Below are 24,139 nucleotides of genomic sequence, written 5' to 3' on the forward strand. Positions count from 1 at the left end.
GAATGGTCTAATCAAACCGGACACCCATTTACCGACACAGTGCGGGATTTGGCTATGGACGCGAACGCCACCGGCCATCTTCATCATCTTCCTGATCAAACGGTGGCCACATCGACGCGCTGCGCGCTAGGCACAGGAGGGTGATCGTGTACTCATACCTATCAGACTGGATCTTCATTTCACGAACGCTGGCACTTCGATCAGCGTGTGGAAACCACGTCGATGCTGGCAGTTCTACGCCTTGGCGTTCCTGTGTCACAGTGGAAGATGCCGCAAGCGAGCCTGATGGAATCTCCACAGCGCCTTGACGCGTGCGAAAAAAGGCGCCGTTTCTACGTGCTGCTGTGCTTGAGAATGCCCATTTCATGAAGCCATCACGAGACAGAATAAGCACAGCGCTTTCATCGGTGCATTGAATCCACTTCAGCGTAGCGGCGGTCAGTGAAACGCCGTAGCGCATCGCGCAGTAGCCCAGCAGCTCAAAATCGACGGTAGTCGTGAGCTGAGTGCGAAAATCATTCAGTGGCATGAGCAGGAAGGAGGCAAACAAATCCGCTTCGGCCTCAATGTTTTTGTCTTCCCAAGACAGCATGTCATCACCGCTACACCTGAATTCGTCACGCTTCAAGCGGTGGAGGATGTAGTGGCCCAGCTCATGAGCCTGGGTAAAGCGGATCCGGCCTAGCGAGGTCAGGCCGCTGTTATAAAGCAGCATCCATCGACTCTTCGCTTCGTTGGCGAACAACGCGCCGTCGAATCCTTTGATATCGACGCAGTCCACCTTGGCGATTGGATCAGGCCACTTGAAGACCTCTGCGGTACCCAAGGCAAGTTCTGCTACATCGACAGGAAAGCGAGGAGCCCCATGAGCCTTGCTGAAATGATCACAGAGGTTGGTCAATCGAATGGCAGCTTTCTGTGGTGTCCATACCTCAGGCTCAGTCATTGTCAAAAATCCTTTTTGAAAGTATCCAGTATCCGCCTCAGCTGCGCCTTGGCATCAGGTTCGAGGTTCTTGTAGCCGCGAAAGAACGCCTCATCAAGGTGTTTTTCCTCAGGTGCTCTCAAATCATCCTCGAAAAAGTAAGCAGTTCCTACACCCAGCACATCAGCCAAGGCCGTGAGCTTTTCAGCTGAGGGACGTTGAGATTCCCGGTTTTCCAGCTCCCAAAGGTAGCTCTTGCTCAACCCTGCCATGTCCGCAAGCTTTTCCAGGGTGAGTCCGCGCTGCTTGCGCAGGTCGCGAAGCTTCTCGCCGAGATGGGTAGCCATCGTCGCATTCCTCCATAGGTGGTAAAAAAGTACCACGGTTCCGAACAAATCGTTTGACATTGACGACTCGCAGGAGCAGTTTGTCACAAAGTTCGCTACTCCGAACTTTTATTTACGGCCTGACGACATGTTCTCTGAGCGCTCGCCCGGCCTTTATCTGCTGATCTCCAGGGGGATGAAATGTCGACAGAGCATGTAGATCACAAGGTTATAGCCCGGTTTGCGGAGGAGAGAGTGAATCTGCCGAAGGAGAAGGCGAAGGAATATCGGGAGCAGGCGGGACGTTTGCAGGACAAGCTGGAAGGCTATCTTTCGGATCACCCTGATTTTTCGCTGAAGCGGATGATCGTGTCAGGCAGCCTGGCCAAAGGCACTGCGCTGCGCTCGCTGAACGATATCGATGTCGCGGTCTACATCAGTGGTTCTGATGCTCCCCACGACACCCGCGCGCTTCTGGACTACTTGGCTGACCGACTTCGCAAAGCGTTTTCCAATTTCAGCCCGGATCAAGTCAAGCCCCAGACGTACTCGGTAACTGTCTCGTTCAGGGGGTCTGGCTTGGACGTCGATCTGGTACCCGTCTTGTATTCCGGGTTGCCGCAATGGCGCGGCAATCTGGTCAGTCAGGAAGACGGATCTTTTCTGGCCACTAGTATTCCGCTGCACCTTGAGTTCATCAAAGTCAGAAAGCGCGCGTCGCCGACACATTTCGCTCAGGTTGTGCGGCTCGCCAAGCACTGGGCGCGGCTGATGAAGCAGGAGCGCCAGGATTTTAGATTCAAGTCCTTCATGATCGAATTGATTCTTGCCAAGCTGAGCGACAAGGGCGTGAATTTCTCTAATTATCCCGAAGCGCTGCAGGCGTTTTTTACCTACTTAGTCACCAGCGAGCTGCGTGAGCGCATCGTCTTTGAAGACAATTACGCAGCCTCCAAGGTGGGCCCGTTGACCGATCTGGTTCAGATCATCGACCCGGTCAACCCCGACAACAATGTGGCGCGTCTGTACACCCAACGCAATGTCGACTCGATCATCGACGCGGCGATGGATGCGGGTGATGCCATTGACGCCGCTCTTTACGCGCCGACCAAACAGCTGACGGTCGGGTATTGGCAGAAGGTCTTGGGCTCTTCATTTCAGGGGTAATCACGCCATGTCTTCTTACAGTTTTACGGTCACTGAAACGCAGACGTTCACTGTTGTGCATGCCCGTCACATGGCAGCCAAGGTCGCAACGGATTTACGTCGTATGCAGCGCTTCTATGGCACCCCCAGCGATGCCTTGATCGAGCAGTACGAGGCGGAGCTAGTAGTCCTGCTGAAAGCGGGGTATCTAGGTGAGGTGACGTACGGCTTCAAGCGTGGCGACGACTGGATCGAGCCCTCGTTGATCTATACCGCTGGAGACTTGGTTGGATCGGGTTCAGATGATGATCCGGGGCGCGTTCGGCAGGGCAAGGACGTGTCGGGAGCATCTTTCTACAGCTTCCTCACCTACAGCCCCAAGTACCACAGCGCCTCGTCAGCCGACAAGGACAGTGCCCTCCAAGATTTGCCCTTCCCACGGGGCAGTGCATCTGCGCCCGGTATTAGCGGCTATGTGGACAACGACAAAACCTATTCTGCGGGCGGTCGCGCCCTTAATCGCGCCACCGTGAGGAGCTACTAATGAATACGAAACCGTCTTTGGACGAACTATTTGAACGCCGAATGTCCTTTCCGGACTACGAGCCACAGGAGCGCTTGGCTCGGCTCGTGGGGCTTGATGACCAAAAGGATCGACTTACGAAGATCTTGGGTCTGCTGGTCAATCCTTTTGGTCTGCAAGAGTGGGCCCAGAAGCATCACCCCCATGCGCGAGCAGCGGTTGACACGGTTTTGCGTCGACCTCCTCTGGCGGTTCTGGCGGGGGACGTTGGATCTGGAAAGACTGAGTTGGCCGAGACGATTGGGGATGCCGTGGCTCGGCAAGAAGGGATCGACATCACGTTGTACCCGCTGAGTTTGGCAACCCGAGGGCAGGGGCGAGTGGGGGAAATGACCCAGCTGGTTACTGCCGCTTTTGACTACACCATTGAGGCTGCTGAGAAGCTCAAGAACAACAACGGCAAGGCGCGGGGCGCGGTGTTGTTGCTCATTGACGAGGCTGATGCTTTGGCTCAATCCCGAGAAAACGCCCAGATGCACCACGAAGATCGGGCCGGGGTTAACGCTTTCATCCGAGGGATTGATCGCATTGCCAATCAGAAATTGCCGGCAGCGGTGCTGATGTGTACGAATCGCTTGAAGGCTCTTGACCCGGCCGTTCAGCGGCGCGCGGCGGAAGTTTTAACGTTTGGCCGGCCGGACGATGTTCAAAGACGGTACCTGCTCACTACCCGGCTGGAAGGATTGGGGCTCGGAGCCGAGGCGATCAACGAGCTGGTGAAGCTGACCGGTGCACGAACCACCGGCGCACCAGGTTTCACCTTCTCCGACATCAATCAGCGGCTGGTTCCAGCCATCGTTTTGTCCGGCTACCCGAACACTGCGGTGGACGTCAGGAAAGCTCTTCAAACGGCCCAAGCGATGTCACCCACGCCGGCGTTCCAAGATCGTTAAGTGCCCAGTTGAGCAGACGCATACCTCGCTGCTCATCTCATTCTGTGTGTTGGAGGCAATATGTCAAACTGGTCACTTTCCACGCTCCTCGCGTCCCTGCATGAAGACATTCAGAGCCGTCTCGGGACTGCGCGCAAGGCGTTCGCACACCCTGGCACCAAGGGTGACGCAAGTGAAGACGTCTGGATCGACATGCTTGATACGTATCTTCCCAAGCGGTATCAGGCGGCCAATGCCTTTGTAGTGGACAGCTTGGGTAACTTCAGCGAACAGATTGATGTCGTTGTCTTTGACCGACAATACTCCCCATTCATTTTCAAATTCGGCGATCACATCATTGTGCCGGCAGAAAGCGTCTACGCTGCTTTTGAAGCGAAGCAGACTGCCTCAGCAGACCTTGTAGCCTATGCCCAGAAAAAGGTTGCGAGCGTTCGCAGGCTTCATCGTACCAGCTTGCCTATACCCCATGCGGGCGGTGTTTATCCCGCTAAACCGCTAATCCCGATCTTGGGTGGTCTCTTGACCTTTGAGAGTGAATGGAGCCCGGCACTGGGGGCCTCGTTCGACAAAGCCCTACATGTGGAGATGGCTGATGGAAGACTTGATCTTGGCTGCGTTGCGTCCCACGGCCATTTTTTCTATGACCCAAATGCCAATGCGTTCAGTTTTGAGAGTGAGAATAAGCCCGCTACGGCGTTCCTGTTCAAGCTCATAGCGCAGCTCCAATTCAGCGGAACCGTGCCTATGATTGACATCGATGCCTATGGGAAATGGTTAGCAAAATAATCCGCTTCAGTAGCCAGTGAGTATAGAACATGCCAATCACCGCTTTTTCATCGTCCCGTGGCATGGAACTCGACGTAGATCAGTTGCTGAGTCGGTTATCAGAAGAAACAGCGCAGCCTGAGTTGGGCAAGAGCCAAGCCATCCCTGAGGCATGGAAAACCCATATAGCGAGCGATCTCGAATGCCCGTCGTGCTTTCAATACGGTGCTGAGGTTGTTCGGGCGGGTAGGTCAAAAACGGACGGGCAGGTCGTTCGCCAGGCCTACTTTCGGTTTGCAAAAAGCGGTGCGGGCACAGGGCATCACCCCTTTTGTGACTTCGCTGGAAACGTGCCGGCAGGGCACATCCCTGAAAACCTGGTCATGTTTTCGACCGCCAAGGACGGTGTGTCTCGTGCTGTTCGCGAATTGGTCTGCAAGGGTATAGCGCTTCAGGTGTTCGAACAGCGGGACATACGAGCGATGCGCGAGTGGTTTTTCCAGCAGAAGCTGGAATCCCAATTTGTGGTGACGCTTGATCCCCAACTGCCCGGATGGTTGGATTCGTTACGGCACCAAGGTTACTGGTATTCACGCCGCCCGCTGCAAGGTTTTGCGTTAAGTGATGCCGTTTTGAGAATGCCTAACTTCGACTTTAAAGCTGCAGCAAGATCAGAGCTTTCACTGACGTATCAGCCGATTCTGAAGCAGCTTTTTGAAAAGAAAATATTTCTTCATGGAGTGGCAAGCAGGATCGAGAAAATGGCCTCAGATTATCAGGGTAAGTCAGTCTTCGATCCCACCACGCTTTCTGAACACTATGATTTGACACAGAACTTCGCTGAATTCATCTGCATAAATCATGCGCCGCTTGCGAGGCTAGGAAAAACGTACTCACCGTTAGCAGGCCTGAAAAACACCAAATATCTCCTCGCTTTTGCCGCCTTGTTGCTTTTTGTGTCCGGTTGGCAGCCTACGGCAGCGGCCGATAAGTTTGCAAAGATAGTGTCGAATAACATGCCAGTGGATCAGACTCTGGGCAATGTGATGGGCCTTAATCCGTTCCACGATTTTGAGTCTTGGGAAACATTGAAGCTACTTCAGGGGCTCACTGACATTGAGGTGCCAGCGATGACAATAAAGCAAGAACAGGAAGCATGGATCGAGGATGCCCGTCGCAGAGCCGGCCTGCAAAGTATTCTGTGATCGTCCTGCGTTTGCTGTTACTGAGGCTGCTGCTCACACTGTATTGAAGGGTCTCCTAGCGATACAGGTCACGATCGCGCAGATTACCGATCCATGATCGGTACACAATTGTGGTTAAGCCTGGAGACGGAGAAAACCTTGAGCGGTGCCGGAGGTGGTCAGTGATTCCATAAGTCGGCGACAGTCGATTTCGCTAAATTCAGATGTTGAGCAGCTTCTCGTTGAGTCATACCCATCGCCTTGCACGCCTGCACGACCTCCAAGCGTTTTTGACGCTCCGAAGCGCGGCTCACAACCGCTCCATCCTGAATCTGGCTCGTCAGGGCCACATACCCCCCATCATTCTCGAATGCGTCGAGTTCGGCGCGCACTGATTCCATGATGTCGCGAGCGCTGAGGCCGGTGTTCGTGACTGCACTCAGCACCATTAGCGTGATCGGGTTTATGCCTGCGGCTCTGGCGATCTCATCGAGCTTTCCAAGCGTCATGTCTGACTTTCCGCTTTCAAGCCGGTAAACGAATTTTCGATCGGCAGCTTCCCCTAAGTCGCTTTGCGAAAGCCCCTTAACGGCCCTGACGGCCCTTAGGGCAGCAGCCAAGCCTGCGCGCTTCGACATTGGGTTTCCTCAAAAAGTGAGGATGAAGCCATGTTGCTTTGCCCGGAACTACGGTCTATATTCCCCATTTCGGGCTAGCTGTCGTTTCTAAGCCTTTTCAAATTAACAGTCTTTATCCGTCGCGCCGCGCTTGCGGGGCGAAGAAGATTCAATAAACCCTTAAACCGAGTTTAACCAGCTATGCGACTGCACGTCGTCTCAGACCTCCATAACGAGTTCGACCTCTTTCGCCAGCCGACCCTAGACCCAGCGGCCGATGTCGTGATTCTCGCTGGTGACGTCGACAAGAAGTCCAGAGGCGTACAGTGGGCAAATGGCGCATTTGGTTGCCTTGTCGTCTACGTGTGTGGAAACCACGAGTACTACAGTGGGCACATCGATCGCAGCCTGGAAAAAATGAAACAGGCGGCAGCCGGCCACGTCCACGTGCTTGAAAATGAGACGCTGATCCTCGATGGCGTCAGAATCTTGGGCACTACTGCCTGGACGGATTTTTCGGCGACTGGTGATCAAGCGGCGGCTTCATGGATGGCCAGGGAGTGGATGAATGACTTTAGATGCATTCGCGCCGATGCGAACTACCGACGTCTTCGTCCTGACGATCTGATTACTCTTAACCGGGCAGCGAAAGCCTGGCTCGCCGAAGAGCTGGCTAAGCCGTTCAGTGGTAAAACGGTCGTCGTTACCCATCATTCGCCATCATCAATGGCGGTCGGAAGCAAGCACGAAGGACATCTGAACGCCGCTTACACCAACAACTGGCCTGGCCTCATAGAGCAGGCGGATCTTTGGGTTTTTGGTCATACGCACGAACGTGTCGATATTGAACTGGCGGGGTGCCGAGTCATTTCCAACCCTCGCGGCTATCCCGGAGAGTCCACCGGATTCGATCCATCTTTTATCATCGAGATCTGAGGAGCCAATTGTCTTGAAACCAAACGTCGCACCCGTCGCAGCTGCCCTACCTGAGCCGCGAAAGGTCTTCGAGTTGCCACGTGAGGTCGCCCAGGCAAAGGCGCACGATTGGGGAGTATTTGTAGACGCCTTCCTGATGAATGCAGCCCGTGTAGGCGACCGCTACGCGGCAACGGTTTTCTGTGATCAGTCTGGCCTCGTTTCAGACGGCACTACTGTCGCCACTCGCTCGGTGCGGCAAATCTGTGGCCACGGCGATTTCAAGTTGCTTCAAACCTTTGATGGTGCAGATCACTACGTCCTGGTAACGGAGCACCTGGCAGGAGGGAAAAGCGATGGCCAGCGCAGTTGAATGGCCCACTCAGGTTCTGGCTGCTGCAACGGTAAAATTGGAGACACCCATTGGCGCTTTTCTATGGAAGCCTGTGGTCGCCCCCCCCTGTCTGGTCGGTCACGTGTTCATGGATCTTACTGGCAGGTTCCAGGATGGCCGTCTAATTCGAACGTCTCAAATCGTAGGGCTTACGCAGGAGAAGGGCTGGACGATCGCGCGCACATTTTCGGGCAGCAACTACCTGTTGGTGGAAGGGGACAGCAATTTCTGTTTTTCGTCGGGTAAGCTCCTTGTAGCCCTCCCGGAGCTTAATAGCACCTTTCATTAAATTCGCCCATGGCACAGACGGGCCGAGTGCGGCTGATGAGCCCGCTCGGCTGAAGCCCGGCCACAGCATGTTGCAGGAACGTTGATGCATATTACCAGGCTCACAATAATGGAGTGACCATGCAAGACTTTGATGTTGGCCAGATGATCGGCCCGAGCGCTGTCATGGCAGGAGGCCTGGCCGAGCTAGACGACGCAATCGAAATGACGCGGGAGCGATTTCCGGGCCTTAGTTTTTGTGTCGTGGGGGAGTGGGTGTGGCTTGATCTGGACGCACCTGATCTCGTTGTTCAAGAACTGGCTAACGAAGGAAAAAAGCCAGTCATGCTGCTCGTTTTCGATGTCCTGTACGACAGTTCAACAGCTAGCGAATCGCATTGGTTTCGTACAACGCCACTGATTGATTTCACAGAGCAGATGTTTTTCCAGACTGAAAACAAGCTTTACGTATTGCTTGGGCGAGGGCGTCGCAAATCCATGCCCCTATCAACCGTTGTGCGGTTGTTTTGAAGGGCAGAGGTGCTTGGATGACACAGGCCGGTGTGGATAAACAGATGTGCACTTCATGATTGGGGCGGTGGTGCTGGATGCCTTCGGAACGATCGTGCGGATTACTCAGCGAACAAATCCCTATCGTGAGCTCATTAGGGAAAGCCAGCGGCAAGGGCGCATGAGTGGTTCAGCAGCGCTGCGTCTCTTGATGACCACCGACTTGGCGTTCGATGAGGCCGCTGCTCTACTCGGTGTCTCGCTGACGTCTGCGAAGCTTGGGCAACTGAGCCAGGCGCTAACTGTAGAGCTCTCATCCATCCAGCCTTTTACAGATGCGACGGAGGCGATCTCACACCTGAAAAGTGCAGGGTTGAAAGTGGGGATTTGTTCCAATCTGGCCGCCCCCTATGGCCCGATTATCAGAAGGCTTTTCCCAGGTTTGGACGTCTACGCGTTCAGCTACGCTTTGGGGATCATGAAGCCTGACCCTGAGATCTATAGGTCTGTCTCTAGTCAGATGGGTATTGAGCCAGGCCACTACCTTTCCAAAGACTCTGCGAGCGCGGTGATGATTGGTGATTCCAAGCGATGCGATCAGGATGGGCCGAGGTCAATTGGCATGATGGGATTCCATTTGGATCGTAAGAGCGCCGGCTCCAAGAGTGACCTTCAGCAGTTTGCCGAGCTGGTGATGGAACACAATCACAAACTAGATCGGTGATTCCCAGCGAGAGAGCAGACTTCGGTAGGTCAGTTTCTTCGGCTTCACTTCTAGGGCCTGTGGCTAACTGGTATATCGATGATCTTGTCGTAATCCGGATCGCCATATAGAACAAGCATCACATGATGCGAGATCTCGATAATGCTGAGCCTTGACAGACCCGGTACGGCCACCTTGCAGGCCCTATGGCAAAGCTTCCCTAAGCAAGCTATGCCTAGGACTGGCGGGATTCTCTGTGAACATGGAAGAGGGAGATTGATGACTTCCTGGTCAGGCTCCTCATCCGGATCAAATTTAAGAAAAATAGCTTCAAATCCACTATTCCCCGTAAAGCCCTGTCAAAGCCAACAAAAAATCTGCGGGCCTCATAAGCAGCAGTGCAACCCTCCGGCGCGTTGCTTTGTCAGATAAGCTTGATGAGTGCCCCAGGGGCGTAAGCGACGATCAGCAGCTTTTTTAGCGTGAGAACCCGGTATTGTCTGTCTATAATCCGCACATGCTGAATCCGACCGAAATCCGCCCAATCCTCAAGCAATGGGTCGCGAAAGCGATGCCCCATGAGGAGAGTGACGTCTTCATCGAGGAACTATGCTTCATTGATAAGGCCAGACGCGCCGATCTCGTTCATGCAAATGGAAAGCTCACCGCTTTCGAGATCAAATCCCACGCAGACACTTTGTCACGCTGGGAGGGCCAGCAAGAGGCCTACATGAGGTGCTTTGACGAGGTCTGGCTGTGCTGCCACTCAAAGCACCTAGTGAAGGCACTGGAGTCTTGCCTTTCCCATGTAGGGGTTCTCGTCGTTGATGATTACTCGGGTATGGCGATGATCCGAAAAGCCAAGCCCAACAAGCTCCAGGACAAGTTTCACCTTACGGGCTTTTTGTGGCGTAATGAATTGGATGCGCTTGCCAACAAGCATGGTGTGGCAACAAAGGGGCGCGACCTCATAAAGGAAGTGCGTCGCCAGATCAGCGACGCCCTCCCTATTAACGAGATCAGGTCACATGTACTTGCGTGCCTGAAACAACGTTACCGCTAGAGCAAGTCGTCAGCGTCGAGGTCATCGAAATCATTATCAGCATCTACGATGGACTGAATCATCGCGCAGATATGCTGGTTGATCCTGTACCCGTTCCACGTCCCGTTATTACCGTAGTTTGTCGATGTGGCGACGATCCTGCTGTACTCACGAGTGGCCCAGCAAAACTCATCACCGTGGTAACCAGGCAGGTTTCTGATTTCCTGAGCAATTTCCACATATTTCACGAACTCTTTGTTCGCTCCTTTTCGCCGTTGCCACCACTCTGTTGGTGTGTAATAACAGCCAAAAGGAAGCACAGGCATGCCGGGTACATATTCCATTGGGGCAGTTGGGTTTGTCGCCGCGTAGTCGCCGTAGATTATGTGTGATTCTATCCCGTTGATATCAATCCTTGATTGCCACGCTACGTCATAGCAAGCAGAGGAGCGCGAGCTGTTTGATGCCGGCTTGTCGATAGGGAAAGAGGTGCTAACCAAAACCAGGTTTCGTATTTGATAGCTATTGAGTTGCCTCAGCGATAAATTGAAATCTGATCCTGATGCAGTATTTGCCGGACTGGTGGCGCCAAAGTCTAAGATCACTGTCGCGTCCTCGGGGCTCTCAAGGGCATCCAAGATGGACAACAATCTACTCCACGATGTGGCGGTAGCATTTTCTGGGCAGGTAACTCTGATGGCTATATGCTCAAAGTCACCTTGTAGAGCGAGTGCGCTTTGGATAACCGCTCGCTGCGGGTCATCATCAACCCAGGAGATGACGGGGATAACGTTTTGGTTGATGCCTGCCACATTTGCAAAGAAGCGCCGTTTGTTTTCAAAAGCACCATTAGTATTGTGCAAATCATTGGTTGTAATGAAGACCTCAGCGACGTCCTTGGTGACCCTTGAAACGTCCAGAAAAAAGGGATGTTCAGTCCAATTTGTCAGGAAGGTTTGCAGGTGCCTATCGTCATCACCCCGCATGTCTAGCAAAGGCGCTACAACCTCCCGCCTTGGTGCTTCCAGATTTATCAGGGCTTTAACGTCATTCTGACCAACTCGCAAACAAGCCACGTACTGCATCTTGCACTCCTTGCATGGTGTGTAATGACAAATTAGCCGTGCTGCTGGGTACACGACGCATCGTAGACCTGGCATTCAGTGCAAGCCGCGACATGTTCAACATATCGGAGGGTGTTGCACGGACACCGGGCCCTGTCCATGCTCCTAGCGAGGCGGCGGGTGGGAATCTGAACGATAGCACTTAGCTACCTTTAGGCCAGTCGCTTTAGCATTATTTTTCTGGGGGAGCACTGCAAGTGTGCTCTGTGTATAGCTAGGAGTCGCATCAGAGCGGCTGCCCATGGCCTGGTAGTCGTCCTGTCATATGCCTTGTTACATGGGCAACGAATTCTCCGTGGGGTGTGCGGTACTCTACCCACCGGCCCGAGGCCCCCTTAGGTTTTGGCCGGTACTCAGCCGTTGTGATCAGCAACCGTTCCTTTGCACGCGATACCCCCACGAAATAGACACACCGTTCTTCCGCGAGCCTACCCCAAAATGCTTGGGTTTCCACACCCAAAAGAATCACGGTATGAAACTCCAATCCTTTGCTCTTGTGCATCGTCAGGAAGCGCACCGCCCGGTCATTTGAAAGACGGGCGAGCGCGCGACCGATGGTGGTTTCACTCGCAAGCAAAGCGCGAATCCGATCTCGGATGTCCCGCACCACCTCATGTAAGCGAGGCTTCGAGTCATAGTCTCCCGATAACGTGGTTAGAATCGGATAGCCTACGTCTTTCAGAAAACCACCTGTGAGTGTCCACCAGTCCTCGTAGGGAGAGGCTGTATTGCTGGCCGCCTTTACCTGGCGAATATGGGCTCGATAAGTAGTTTCAAATAACCTGTGAAGGTGGTCGCGGCTGCCCTCTTCGTATGGTGTGAACAGATCCATAAGGCGTGACCAAGCCTCTGACTCACCCTTTCCATACAAACAGGTGAGGTAGTCGATTACCAGCCGCGCTGCTGGTTCTTTTAAAAGGTCTTGAAGCTGGCTGTCGTTCCTGGAGGGGATACCTCGGCTGCCCAGTTCGGCCATCAACACGGAACCGTAGTCCTCCACTTGGCGGGGTACGAGCACTGCTATTTCATTTGGTGGGAGCCCTGCCTCAATCCAGTTGCGAATGTTGTCCGCCAACACAATTGCTTCTTGCGCTGAGTTCGGGAAATTAGCGGCCAAAATCTCGCCCCCTTGGCCTATGATCAGCTCTGTTGGAGTCACCGCGATTGGGTCGATTTCTCGAATGATTTCGTTCTGCACGCGAAGTAGGTTGGGCTTTGATCTGAAATTGGCATACAGGTGGAGCGGGAGGGCATTGAAGTCAACTGCATAAGTTTTGAATATGCCCTCCAAAGCACCAGCCCATCCCATGATCATTTGCTTCTGATCCCCGACCGCCGTGAGGCATATCCCTGTGCCAAGGAACAGAAGTTTGATGAGCTCGTATTGATCAGCGGTGCAGTCCTGAAACTCGTCGAGAAACACATGGGCATAGGTCTTGCGGATTGTGTTTCGTGCTACCTCACTGTGTTGAATGATCTTGATGGCGAGAGGGAGGAGCTGCTTGAAGGTGATTTGCTTTCCTGGAATGGCCTCGGGGCCAATAGCGTAGTCCGGGCTCAGGCGCTCTTCCGCAAGAATGGGAAGGAATTTGTCGATGATCCGTTTAGCGAAACCGTGAAAGGTCACGCTGTCAAAACGAGATGTGAAGTCCCATCCACAACGAAGCTGAATCCTTTCCTTCAAATTCCGACTAGCATCAGTTTTGAACGACACGGCAAGGATTCGCTTCGGATAACGGCAACTATTGGTGCGCAGAAGGTAGTCAGCGCGTTGGGCAAGCACCTCAGTTTTGCCTGCGCCTGGGCCTGCTGTCAGTAAAATGGATCGATCAAGATCGCGTACAACGCTCCATGCATTTTTTTCTAGGCGCACGCCTGGAGAAGGAGCCCACTGATCGTGCGAGATCATTCGGGCGACTCCTCCAGCTTGGCTATGACCCTATCAGCTAAGCGATTTAGAGATGAGGGCAGTGAGGCCAATAGCTCCGCGTCAGTGAGCCTGCCCAAGGCGTCCAAGTGAGCTGCCGGCTTGCTGCTCAACTTGAACAGCTTGTGATAGGCAGCAAAGAGTTGTTGTTCTCCATCGCCATACTGGTCAGGGTTGAAGTGGCTTTTGCCTAGGACGGCCACATGGTCGTGTAATGTCGGTGCAGATGGAGTAGCGCCAAATGCATTGGGAAATGATTTGAGCATGGCGAAATCCAGATCCAGAGGCTCTGAGAAAAAAACATCTCGCTTTTCCAGCTCATCGAACAGGTCGACACGGTTATCCGTCCCATTTTCGAACCAGTGATGTGTTCTTACTGGTATTTCCGCATCATCCCAAGCGTATCGTGCCCAGCCACCAGGGATACTGCGTGCGGGGTCGAACTTATCAAGCTGGTCACGAACGTAAGTCACTCGACCCCAACCACCTTGATGACGGCCCACGTCGAGGTCGAGCAGAGTGATATGAGGGGTGCCTAGAGCAGTCAGTAGCCGCCAGAAATGATTGACGTGCCGGCCCCCCAATGGAGCTATGGCAACGGCAAATTCATCGACGGGTGCACCCTTGGCTTGAAGAATGCGCGGCAGTACAATTTCTTCGCTGTCTCCTTCACCGAGTACAACCAAGCGTGCGAAATAAACTTCAGGGAATGCCTGAACCGCTTCTCGTACAAACTTGTACGCGTCGCTTTGTTTCTCTGGCAGTACGATCGTCGACACATCCGTTTCACGCTTCACATTCAGACGCAGGTATCGAATGTGCTCGGGCTCGACGCGCCTGAGCATCGACGGCGCTTGTGTAGCGATTAATGCTTGAGCATCCACACCTACGGATGATTTGAGCGAGCTTACAATCCGTCCCAGATAATGGGGAGATAGGCTATTTTCGGGCTCTTCGACAGCCAGGATCGTGAAGGCCGCTGGTTTTAGTTTAAGTGGATCGAACGAAGTGTTCTCTCCTGATCTTACCTCTCGACCTATGCTGAGAGATGTCAGCACCAGCGAGAGGTACAGCATGGACTTCTGACCGTCGCTCAATCGTGCATAGTCCACTTGCGTTTCGCCATGGCCGGGGCTGAAGGAAATCGATAGATGCCTCAGGATTGCCTCGATTTCCGAGTTCGCAAAGGTCAAGGACGGGGAAGCGAAAAAGTTTCCTCGGTGAAGCCGTTGCCAGGCACTACTAAGGCTAGTGCTCAGTGCCTTGATCGATTCATTTCCTGATAAGCACTCTGTGATTTGCGTGGTGAACACTTTGATCGAGTCTCGGTCATCGCTCCAATTGACGGCACGAAGTAGACGGCCTAAAAGCGCGGTAGCACCGTAGGCGACATGGTCGGCTGGGTCACGACGGGCCGGAAGGTAGTGCAGGTGTATCTCGTCTCTTTCCCGTTTAGCAACTGGCTTTACGGTCGTGGGTAGCCCGTGCTCATCCATCCGTGTCACGTAGAGTAAGCGCTCTTCAACATCTCCATCGGGATGTAGCACTCCCTCCAGGCGAAATCTGATACGCGGGCTTTCATCCGCTGACTGTAAGGTCATCTGCGAGAAAAACGGCGGTACTGTATCGTCGTCTTCATCATTCTGGGTTTCGTCGAAGGTGAAATCAGCTTCAAGCCAGAGCGCGCGCTGAGGTGGTGCTTCCTGCTCGTCCAAGGGCACGTGGAAATCTGAACGACGAAGGCGTCGCAGGCCCGGCTCGAAGCCGAACATGCGGGCTAAAGCCTGCAATGTCGCCGTCTTCCCGGCGCCGTTAGGCCCCAGCAAATAGGTCACGTCTTCGAAGGTGATATCCGTTGCGTCTGGCCCAAATGACTGAAAACCGCTGATCCGCAGTTTGCAAAGTTTCATGAGAAGAGATTCCTTTCAACTCCTCCAAATATTCCACTTTTTCAGGCAAGAGCTTTGGTGAGGAGGTGGCACCGTGCTGCTACAAGATACTTCATGGTGCGCTAGGGTTACTAGGCGTTAGCCACCAGGCCCTGCGGAGTTCACGGAATAGGCCGGCACGACAAAACGTATAGCTGCAAAGTTTAGGGATAGCTAATGTCGTTGTCGGCTCTTCCAGGCCGCTGAGGCGTTACGTATTGGAAAAGAGCGTAACTATTCCCTGCGCTTTAAATCTTAGTATCAACACCCTGGTGCTTCGCCCCAGACCCCACTCTACGCCGCCCGAGGGGCTCGGGAAGCGGTCAGGCGGAGCCCAACCACTTCCAGAGCTTAGGCTGTCGCTGCGCTCGGCAGGAGTGTTGTCAATAAAAATAACGGTTTCTACCCGAGCTTCGCCGGGCAGAAACTCCGTGATTTTTTTTGACAAATCAGCACCGAGGTGGGGCAGGTGGAAGTAGGGCTCAAACCGAAAACCCGACGCACAGGGTATCGCTGCGATTCGGTCGAGCCACTCCTTGCTGCACAACCGCTTGAGTGCCCAGGATCAGGGCCAGACGCTTGGATCGCGAGATGCCCGTGTAAATCATGCTGCGTTCTACGAATTCGCTTTCGCTCAGGGAGCAAATGATTGAGGTTTGGTACTCGCTGCCTTGCGCTTTGTGGATCGAGATTGCGTAGGCAAGCTTGACGCCCAGCAGGAACAATTCCATCCGTGTCAGGACTACTTCGAACCCGTTGATGGAGAAGATGCCGGCGCTCTCTCCATCGATAGTAGTCGTCCCGGACATCACGCCAGTATTTCCGTTGAACAGATTATGTTCGTAGCTGTTGTGAGTGACGATGACTGGATCTTTAACACGCAGCCAGTAGTTACCCATCTTGATGCCTGTCGTCTCGTCTGTATGCTGAAGAACGCTTTGTAGATGGTTGTTGATCTTATGGCCAGAATCCGGCATGCGATCTGACATATGGGGCGTCAAGATCTGAGCGTCGGGGATAAGCTGCTTGATCCGGGTGAGATGGACAAGCAAATCTTTTGTGGTGGTGCAGGGGATGATAAATACGCCATCCCGCTCACCGTTCCAAATGGGAAGGGTGCTCAAACTCCCGGATCGAACCTCCATTGCGATCTTCTGCAGCTCACCATCGCCAACAGTCCTATGAACCTTAGTAAGGTGCGTGGAGGGGATTGCTTTCGATTTGGCCAAGGAGTGGAAGAAGATGCCGTACCCGACTGGGGACAGCTGTCCAGTGTCGCCTACGAGGAGAAGTGAAAGCTCCTTGTTGGCGAAGGCATTCAGAAGCTTGAGCATCAGTGCGACGTCGACCATGCTGGCTTCGTCAATGACCACAAGCGGGTCGCCACCGCTGTTAAGCCCAGATGACTCAGTGCTGATTTTGATCAAGAAGCTATGGATTGTGTATGTGTCTCGGTCAATAACTTCCTTTGCTCGCTCCTTAGCCTTGCCGCTCAGCGCAAGGACGTGGACGGGGCGGTACTCTGAAGCGATATCAACAATTGCCCTCAACACAGTGGTCTTGCCAGTGCCTCCGAACCCAGTAAGAGTACTGATACGGCTCGTGAGTGCCATTAACACAGCGCCCTTCTGCTCCGGAGTGAGCGAGTGTCTATTGGTGGTGTTCGTGCGGGCGCAGTAGTCCTCAATCGCGTCGGCCAACTCCTGAGGCGAACCATGGAGAAGAGACACCTGAGCAGACAATAAGGATGCGACACGCTGCTCAAGTTGACTTTCAACAAGCGCCGCGCCCAGAGGCTGTAGGAATGGTACGCCTTGGAGCTTCTTGACACATACCGCACGTCTATCGAGAGCAGCCGCTATTGATAGGTCAACTAATTCAGGAGAACGGATTTCCCGTCTCAGCAGAGTTTTCAGATCTTCAACCGAGCATGCGGTATGCCCTTGATCCAATCGGACATACAAGAGGTACTCGACCATTCCTGCCAATCTGCGTGGATCATTCGCAGTTATCCCCAGTTTGGATGCTGCAGCTTCTACAGTTTTCCATAGTTTCGGATGAACACCATTAAACGCTACCAGGCTGTACGGATTGCGTTTTAAGCGTTCAACTGTGTCTGTTTGGCAGACCTTGAGAATGCTTTTGGCTAAGCCTGGGTCGAAATTGTGCTCCATGAGGAACTCAATGGTTGAAATTTCGTTGTGCAATGTTGCCCAAGCATCCACCAATCGCTGAGCAAGACCGGGATTGATCACTTCAGCCAAGTGACTCACTTTCCTATCAATCAGAGTCTGGGCTAGGTTCGTAGCACCGAACTCTCTGACCAGCTTCGCAACCTTGGCTTTACCAAATGCAAGACCCCGGAATGCGGGATGCTTGATGAGCAGACGCTCGACATATGCAGCTACTGGGAGGTTCACAATGTGGCAGCTTTCGACTAGCACAAAATCCCTGAACTGATCATGCCCTACAATCGATCCTACGACTTGCCAGCACTCACCTGGTTGCGGAGCGCGAGTGATGATTTTATAGCTGGCCTTGCAGGTGAAGACTTTATTCTCACCAATGATACGGCCAGAGAAAATCGCGCCGCCGAAACCGCCAAGCTTCACAGAACTAACCTGAATCACACTGGATAGGTTACTCATAGAATGAATGACCGCCCGGAATCGATCATCAGTTCCTGCTGACCACTTATCTCAGCTGCAGTCGAACGAAGCATGCGCACTTCAGCAGATAGGCGCTCTACCTGGTCACGTAGTAACTCGTTCTCTTTCGATTTTTGCTCCAGCATGGATCGTAAACGGCTGGCTTCTCGGCTCTTTGCATCTGCGATATCTACCAAGATAGACTCAGGATCTTTAGGCGTGAAAAACTCACTGCCAATACGCCGGATGTCTTTTGCGATAACCTGCTCAAGGGTGTCGCCGTCTTGGGAAAAGACTTTCTTGGCGCTTTCTGAGAACCACTGCCGACGATTGCCACACTCGTCGGCGATTTTGCTGAAATTGATATCGCCAAATTGGTTAACAGGAAGTTTTTTTCCGGCCTGTTCTAGTTGGACAACATAAAGCCTGTATCGCTCAAAAGGGGAGCGTTTCTGATCATTGGCCGTCATGATCTTTCTCTTTCATCCAGAGAATAAAGGGATCCACAAGCTCTGTTGGTACGAGCCCCTCTAGTGGTTCGAGATCGTTGAACATGCAACGAATATTTTTGGCTTTCATATCAATGGTGAACATTCCATCGCTGGCATCCAGCACCAATTTTAGGGCCCTACAGACTTTGTCAAACTTCAATATGAAGCCTTGATTGATCTGCTGAGGGTTTGGCAGCGTAGCGGGCGAGGCGCCGTGATTGCGGAGGGCTGATCGAAGTGCATCATTCTCCATTCTTAGCTTTTCTGTCTCTGCCTGCAGTTGGTCTGCCCGCCGCGTAGCCAGCTTTCCGACGTGTTTGTCCTTCTTTGATGCTATGTCACTGGTAGGATCCCAATATCTGTAATATATAGGCCCTATCAGTTCCCAGTAGTCAGAGTTTTGTACGAGCGTTCTGTAACCCATCTTTTTTTCGTTTATAGGCAGGTCGTTATTATAGATCTCCGCGCAAAACTTGGAAAAAGGCGTAACGCCAGTGAATGACGTCTTCCCGGCGAAAGCCTTCAGCTTCGGGATAACTTCCTCCTTGATACGGGCTATTCTGTAGTCTTGTTTGATCTTTTGAGAGCCCGCAAAGCGATTCTGGCCAGGCTTAGCTCCTTTACTCATGCTGAGACACCCCTTGGGTTCGAAACAAGCTTCAGAATCGAATTAGGGCGCTCAAGAGTCATAGGTGTACTCATTGCAGCACTCAGGTCATGCAGGGAAAGGCCGAGGACTTCACAGGTGGATCGAATCAGTCCCCTGAATTCGTCAATCAAAGTGAATCCTGTCGGCGCCTCTTGCAAGATCCGGTTAAAGTCTCCGGTGTACGCTAGGAGCTTGTTTCTTGCCACCATGATCTGGCGCTTAAGTTGTGGCGTGAAAAACTCGGCATGCGTCTTGGCCTCTGCAGTTCCTGCAATAAGGTTAGATAGGGTGTTGTCTTCTAGCTCTAGTCGTTCTAGGTGCTCAGATACGATTTCAGGCTTTTCTACAAGGAAGCTAGATCGCGTCTTGATTTCGTTGTGCATCTGTTCAAGGCAGTGTGTGGTCACGCTCCAGGAAATAATTTCCGACGCCAAGAATTTCCGGCGGCTGGCCTTCTGCACAAGGCTTTCGGGTGATGCGCCATTCTTTTTGGCCTCAGCTATATGGGCCTCAAGCTCACTACACTCAGCGGTCAGCACCCGGATTAGGCCGTGAATTCTGGGCAAGTGGTCAACAGTCTTAATAGAATAGTAACAGCCACCGCAGGGCATGAGTATTCCAGGTACAGCACCTAGATCTCTAATTACATCAGCTGTGCAGTGGTTGCCGAAAGGGCAGATGTGAGTGGGCATAAACGCCAGTGAGTCTATGGGGCGCTGCCTCGCAGCTCTAATACCTGAAAGCACTTCGTCGTTATGCTCCCGGTCAAAGGAAATAGCACCAAAATCTATTAAGGAGCTGTTTATGTCTTTGCGAAATGCTTGTTGAAGCTTTGATGAAATATCTTCGGCCTTGATGGAAGACATTGCTGGCCGGTCTAAGAGCCAGCCGTGCTCAATGCTCATTTTTTGATACTTGGCGACGGATTTCAGGTAGGCCGGGTCAACTTTGGCGTAATACATGACGTGATGTTCAGTTGCATGTCCGGTGATGAATGCCGCGATGATATGGGGTGGCAGAATTCGAATGTATTCTGATACCACTGAAACTCTACAGGAGTGAGGAGTATGCTCGATTAATTTGCAGGCCATCCGTTCGAGCCGGATTGCTGACAAGTAGTCCGCAGGGCTATCAAGTGTTTCATAATCGGCAAGAGCTTCTGGCATTGGATTTGTTGAGTCCATGTCCAGCTTGAACCGACAAAATAAATCAAATGAATAGATCAGTCTTCTGAAGTATTTGGTGTAGGAGTCGGGGCTAAGCACTCCTGGCGTGCCTCCCCTAGGAAATATAGTAATGATTTTTCCAAACGGACTATCTTCATGATGGTCATACCAGGTTTCAAGTTCCAGGGCGGGATCATCAAACCAAGTTAGCATCTCCTTCTGGCGGTCTAGAATATCAATTACTGCTTTTGATACCGTAGCATCCCAGGCATTGTTAGCTTTATCAGTGTTGACTCGCAGTTTGCAGAGCGGGGGAAGGCGCCTAGAACGGTCAATATGCATGTCATAAGTGCGCTTCTCCAGCCAACGAATGTGTATGCTACGGATTCCTGTTTCCAAAGCAAGAATGTTATGTCTGATGTAGGTCAGTTGGGGATATGAAATGATCCGGCCATTTTTATTCTGGACTGGATCTGCTATAGGCAGGGTGAATCTAGGTAACAGATGCAGTGGTTCGTAACTGATGGGATTATTTGATTGAGATTTCGGTTGAGATACATCAAAAAGTGGGTTGCGATAGAATACAATTGGCACATAGCCGTATTTTTCTGTTTGTATGATTTTGTGCCTATGGTGCCAGTATTCAGCGTCAATATCCGCTCTATACTGTTGCGCGTAAAGATTTAACTCCTCACTGTGCACCCTTTCTGCAAGATGTGTCCCGAAGGATTCGATGGCATAGCAGTATTGCAGTAGATATGGAAAATGTTCGGAGCCAAAAGCTGGCTTGCTTGAGCCAGACTTTCTTTTGACTACGGGGTAATCAATTTCAGATATAGGATTGACGAAGCCAGTTAGATCGGGGTCTGAGCTGGCGTGTATCGCAAGATAGCCGAACAGTGTGTCGATTTTGTATAGGGTATGTTTGAGTGTGGAGGGCGAGCGCCCTTTCCTTAAAAAGCTCAGTAGGCCATCGAACCCATCGCCTTCGACGTGTTTGCGATTCAGTTCCTTAGGGTATGGGGGGGGCATGCCCGTGGCACCAGGGTAGATATTGAACAAGTATGTATTGAGAATGCTGAAGCATTTCTCATATTCGCTGTAGGTCTTCATCCCTCTGGATTTCTGGAGTGTGACTAACTTGCCTTGGTACTTAAGCCAGGTTTCTACGATATTTTTATGTTGACTAGGGTATGCAAATTCTCCCGATTCAAGAGATTTTCTGTTTGCATGCATAGAATTTTTGATAGGTCGATGAATTTCTCCATCACGGCAACGTTCGGGGTAAAGCTGTTGGACATAAGCCCAGAATGCAGTCGGTGCGATCGGGTAGGCATACCAATCTACCTTTCCTTTTTTAGCGAGAAGCATATGCTCCACAGTCTTTGAGATATCTTCTGGATTGATATCTTCAATTTGATGCCAGTCGGTGCATCTGATCAAGCGCCACGCGTACCACTCGAAATTTCTTATAGCACTGTGATTCATCACGGTAGTGATGTCAGGAATGTCGTTATAGGTGATGTGATGTACAAATGGCGCGCTTACTAGGGCAAGTACCTCTGTGTAGGAGACAGCCGCAAACTCAAAATGATTAGAGTTTTTTGCTTCAGTGTCGCCTATTATTGGCTTTTTCATGTCAGCTGGCAGGAGTACAGCTTTTTCTTGCCAAAGAAAATGGAGAATCAGAAGGCAGTCTCTGGTCAGTCGTTGAAGTGAAGATTTATTCAGCCAGTCAGCGGCACTTTTCGTAACCACTTCTTTAGCTACGCTTGCCTCTGGCGTCTTCTTCGAGCAGGTATGAGCGTTGCGCACCCAGGCTTCGTTATAGCTAGGTGCATTGTTGTCACTTAGGTGATCGTCGAACCACCTAAAAATAGACGCATTGTAGTAGGGGTTGCGAGAGGCGCTTGTGACCTTGCTTGGGGGTATGTATTCGTTGTTAAATAGTTCTTTCCGAATGCATTCTTTTGCTTTTGTTATGGACTCTTTAATCGAATGCTCCAGAGCCTCTCCAGACTTGATGATCAAGATGTCCTTAGTAAGGTTAATCATTTTTGGCTCCTTCGATTCTTTTGGCTTCTTCCTGCAATACCTCAAGCTGCCGGATATGGAAATCCTGGCGGATGGTCATGAAAGAGTCTTCTCCTCGTTGAGTTACATATTGATTAGCGTGTTGCAGATAGGCCTCGATGATATCAGTGTCATGCTTGGCGTACTTTTCGGTTGAAGTAATGCTGGAGTGCCCCATTAGAATTTTCACGTAGGTAATGGGAAGACCAGGGATGCTTTGACCAGGAACAGGCATGTAGTTAAGGGTGTAGGTTCCGTACATATGCCTTAGCGAGTGGAGGCTAATGCCATCTACGTTCTGTAGCCCAGCCTTCTCGGCATACCTCTTGAAGGTCTTGTCTCGGCTGCTTCTGTCGCTAGCGAAGAACGGTCTGCCGTCAAAGTTCTGAAAAATGAAGTCGTGGCCAACGCTGGAGTTGTACTCCAAGGCCAAATATTTCTCTAGGCTATCCCAAAATATGCGGGCGAAAGGTTCAATCAAGAAGGTAATCTCAGTGTCTCGGCCTTTCCATGAAAGGAGTTCGTATTCGTCCTCAGTGATCCCTGGTGTCTTCCTAGCGAAAGGGTCGCGAAGATAGACCATGAATTCGTCGCTATTGATGTCCGACATCCTCATTTGTAGCGCCTCGCTTGTGCGAGCGCCGGATGCGGCTAGCAAAGAATAGAGCGACATGTCCCGATAGAAGGTCTTAGTCCGCCGAGGCTTAGCCTGCCTGACAAGGCTGACAGCTCGTTCAATCGGATAAGCAGTGGTCTTGAAGGGTTGTTTGTCGTTCTTTCGGTCTCTGCGTGCTGCCTGAGGAAAAAGCCTGTCCTTCCTACGTTTGGGGAGCACCGAGTTGAGTGAGTCACGGATAACGGCAGCTAGCCAAGAGTTGGCCTTTTGAGCCGAAATTTCGTATTGGCTCCGGTATTGAGGACGATTCAGGTAAAAAGAGCTGAACAGCTGGTCGGGAGCAATAAGGTTCCTCTTCTCCAGCACCTGGAGAAACCAAGTTATGGCGGCCTCTATCGTCTGAGAGAGGGAGATATGACTTGTGAGCTCTTTTTTCCCCAGGGTACCGGCCAGTTTGCTAGCTATGGGATTACCAGCATCTATTCCAAACAGCAGATAGGCTTGATAACTGTAGATAATGCTTTGAATCGTGACGTCGACATCTGCAGAAAACTCTGTCCTTGAAGCTTCGTACACATAGTCGATGAACCGACCGGTGTGTTCGGCATAGAGCTTTTGTGTGTTGGGGGCATAACCCCTATCAGCCAGCCAGGTTGCGTAATGCGAGAAGGGCTCGAACTCCTGCCCAGGTATGCCGGGATCGAGATGAAGCAGGAGGTATCTACCTTTGCTCGTACGAGGGGCCTCAACCAGCATGAAGTTCTTCATTCGCATCACTTCCAAATACCACACCCTTTTTAGCATTGGGTGTAGCAGTTGAAGTGTCAACGAAAAATTTCGTACGAGACGTCTTTTAGGTTTCTGACCGCTAAGTCGCCTTTATAGGGAAGACCATCAATCAGGCAGTTCGCATCGGAGCGGGGGGGAGTAATAGGCTCGGGGAAAGCTCGCCACGGCTTATGCCTGCTCAATGCAGCAACGAAAAAGCCAGACCTATTGGTCTGGCTTTAGAAATGGTGGGCCCCCCCGGAGTCGAACCGGGCACCAACGGATTATGCGTACCAGCTACAGTTTTCACTGCCCCTTTCGGGTTTGTGGTCTGGACTGTCTCTTGCCTTTACGGCTCGCCCGTACAGTCTCTACACCTTCCTCTCGCGAGGCTTGGCTCGGGATTACCACGTCGAAACAGAGGCTTCCCCGAATTTGAGCGATTCTACCAAGGGACAGAGTCAACTTACCCCAAGGCA

At 52.0% G+C, this 24,139-nt stretch carries 21 protein-coding genes; 10 read left to right on the plus strand and 11 right to left on the minus strand.

Annotated features, from left to right (window positions below; translation table 11 throughout):
* Window positions 1-52: 52 nt before the first annotated feature.
* Window positions 53-946, minus strand: coding sequence for an ImmA/IrrE family metallo-endopeptidase (locus ACYASU_RS25810; RefSeq protein ID WP_054989160.1), 894 nt, complete (start codon window positions 944-946; stop codon window positions 53-55).
* Between the two features lie 2 nt (window positions 947-948).
* Window positions 949-1,272 carry a helix-turn-helix domain-containing protein gene (locus tag ACYASU_RS25815; RefSeq protein WP_054989159.1) on the minus strand — a complete coding sequence of 108 codons (324 nt, stop codon included), beginning with the start codon at window positions 1,270-1,272 and terminating at the stop codon, window positions 949-951.
* Between the two features lie 180 nt (window positions 1,273-1,452).
* Here ACYASU_RS25815 and ACYASU_RS25820 point away from each other — a divergent pair, with 180 nt between their 5' ends.
* The 5 genes from ACYASU_RS25820 to ACYASU_RS25840 are packed head-to-tail and all read left to right on the plus strand — an operon-like array spanning window position 1,453 to window position 5,843.
* Window positions 1,453-2,418: a CBASS oligonucleotide cyclase gene (locus ACYASU_RS25820; protein ID WP_463584506.1), complete on the plus strand. Its 966-nt coding sequence runs from the start codon at window positions 1,453-1,455 to the stop codon at window positions 2,416-2,418.
* Window positions 2,419-2,425: 7 nt separating this feature from the next.
* A complete protein-coding gene (locus ACYASU_RS25825; RefSeq protein WP_058427463.1) occupies window positions 2,426-2,941 on the plus strand; it encodes an HORMA-1 domain-containing protein in 516 nt (171 codons plus the stop codon).
* Window positions 2,941-3,873 carry an AAA family ATPase gene (locus tag ACYASU_RS25830; RefSeq protein WP_463584507.1) on the plus strand — a complete coding sequence of 311 codons (933 nt, stop codon included), beginning with the start codon at window positions 2,941-2,943 and terminating at the stop codon, window positions 3,871-3,873. The genes ACYASU_RS25825 and ACYASU_RS25830 overlap by 1 nt, the downstream gene beginning before the upstream one ends.
* A gap of 60 nt (window positions 3,874-3,933) precedes the next feature.
* Complete coding sequence (nucC, locus tag ACYASU_RS25835) at window positions 3,934-4,659, plus strand: CBASS effector endonuclease NucC (RefSeq protein WP_463584508.1); 726 nt, start codon at window positions 3,934-3,936, stop codon at window positions 4,657-4,659.
* 29 nt (window positions 4,660-4,688) lie between these two features.
* Complete coding sequence (locus ACYASU_RS25840) at window positions 4,689-5,843, plus strand: hypothetical protein (protein ID WP_463584509.1); 1,155 nt, start codon at window positions 4,689-4,691, stop codon at window positions 5,841-5,843.
* A 158-nt stretch (window positions 5,844-6,001) separates the two neighbouring features.
* Here ACYASU_RS25840 and ACYASU_RS25845 read toward each other — a convergent pair whose 3' ends face one another.
* On the minus strand, window positions 6,002-6,460 hold the full coding sequence (locus tag ACYASU_RS25845; protein WP_463584510.1) for a helix-turn-helix domain-containing protein: 459 nt from the start codon (window positions 6,458-6,460) through the stop codon (window positions 6,002-6,004).
* A gap of 180 nt (window positions 6,461-6,640) precedes the next feature.
* Between ACYASU_RS25845 and ACYASU_RS25850 the strand changes: the two genes are divergently transcribed.
* The 5 genes from ACYASU_RS25850 (at window position 6,641) to ACYASU_RS25870 (ending at window position 10,291) form a co-directional block, all read left to right on the plus strand.
* Window positions 6,641-7,375, plus strand: coding sequence for a metallophosphoesterase (locus tag ACYASU_RS25850; protein ID WP_463584511.1), 735 nt, complete (start codon window positions 6,641-6,643; stop codon window positions 7,373-7,375).
* Between the two features lie 13 nt (window positions 7,376-7,388).
* Window positions 7,389-7,727 (plus strand): hypothetical protein, encoded by a 339-nt coding sequence (locus ACYASU_RS25855; RefSeq protein ID WP_463584512.1) that lies wholly within the window; start codon window positions 7,389-7,391, stop codon window positions 7,725-7,727.
* A 429-nt stretch (window positions 7,728-8,156) separates the two neighbouring features.
* A complete protein-coding gene (locus ACYASU_RS25860; RefSeq protein WP_122313888.1) occupies window positions 8,157-8,546 on the plus strand; it encodes a DUF6957 family protein in 390 nt (129 codons plus the stop codon).
* Between the two features lie 55 nt (window positions 8,547-8,601).
* Window positions 8,602-9,249: an HAD family hydrolase gene (locus ACYASU_RS25865; RefSeq protein ID WP_122313898.1), complete on the plus strand. Its 648-nt coding sequence runs from the start codon at window positions 8,602-8,604 to the stop codon at window positions 9,247-9,249.
* A 475-nt stretch (window positions 9,250-9,724) separates the two neighbouring features.
* The gene (locus tag ACYASU_RS25870) at window positions 9,725-10,291 is read left to right on the plus strand and encodes a sce7726 family protein (protein ID WP_463584513.1); all 567 of its coding nucleotides are present in this window, start codon (window positions 9,725-9,727) and stop codon (window positions 10,289-10,291) included.
* On the opposite strand, the gene ACYASU_RS25875 is transcribed toward ACYASU_RS25870, so the two are convergent.
* The 8 genes from ACYASU_RS25875 to ACYASU_RS25910 form a co-directional block, all read right to left on the minus strand.
* Entirely contained in the window at window positions 10,288-11,355 is a 1,068-nt protein-coding gene (locus ACYASU_RS25875) for a beta family protein (RefSeq protein ID WP_463584514.1), read from the minus strand. The genes ACYASU_RS25870 and ACYASU_RS25875 overlap by 4 nt on opposite strands.
* Window positions 11,356-11,620: 265 nt before the next feature.
* A complete protein-coding gene (locus ACYASU_RS25880) occupies window positions 11,621-13,303 on the minus strand; it encodes a UvrD-helicase domain-containing protein (protein ID WP_463584515.1) in 1,683 nt (560 codons plus the stop codon).
* A complete protein-coding gene (locus tag ACYASU_RS25885) occupies window positions 13,300-15,231 on the minus strand; it encodes an ATP-dependent nuclease (protein WP_463584516.1) in 1,932 nt (643 codons plus the stop codon). Before ACYASU_RS25885 ends, ACYASU_RS25880 begins: the two co-directional genes overlap by 4 nt.
* A gap of 500 nt (window positions 15,232-15,731) precedes the next feature.
* Window positions 15,732-17,897, minus strand: a complete 2,166-nt coding sequence (locus ACYASU_RS25890; RefSeq protein ID WP_463584517.1) for an AAA family ATPase — start codon at window positions 17,895-17,897, stop codon at window positions 15,732-15,734.
* A complete protein-coding gene (locus ACYASU_RS25895; RefSeq protein ID WP_463584518.1) occupies window positions 17,894-18,367 on the minus strand; it encodes a hypothetical protein in 474 nt (157 codons plus the stop codon). The genes ACYASU_RS25890 and ACYASU_RS25895 overlap by 4 nt, the downstream gene beginning before the upstream one ends.
* A complete protein-coding gene (locus tag ACYASU_RS25900) occupies window positions 18,354-19,016 on the minus strand; it encodes a hypothetical protein (RefSeq protein WP_463584519.1) in 663 nt (220 codons plus the stop codon). Before ACYASU_RS25900 ends, ACYASU_RS25895 begins: the two co-directional genes overlap by 14 nt.
* Window positions 19,013-22,258, minus strand: coding sequence for a hypothetical protein (locus ACYASU_RS25905; protein ID WP_463584520.1), 3,246 nt, complete (start codon window positions 22,256-22,258; stop codon window positions 19,013-19,015). The genes ACYASU_RS25900 and ACYASU_RS25905 overlap by 4 nt, the downstream gene beginning before the upstream one ends.
* Window positions 22,251-23,660 (minus strand): tyrosine-type recombinase/integrase, encoded by a 1,410-nt coding sequence (locus tag ACYASU_RS25910; protein ID WP_463584521.1) that lies wholly within the window; start codon window positions 23,658-23,660, stop codon window positions 22,251-22,253. Before ACYASU_RS25910 ends, ACYASU_RS25905 begins: the two co-directional genes overlap by 8 nt.
* Window positions 23,661-24,139 lie beyond the last annotated feature (479 nt).

The sequence above is a fragment of the Pseudomonas sp. HP_12 genome (assembly GCF_055283955.1).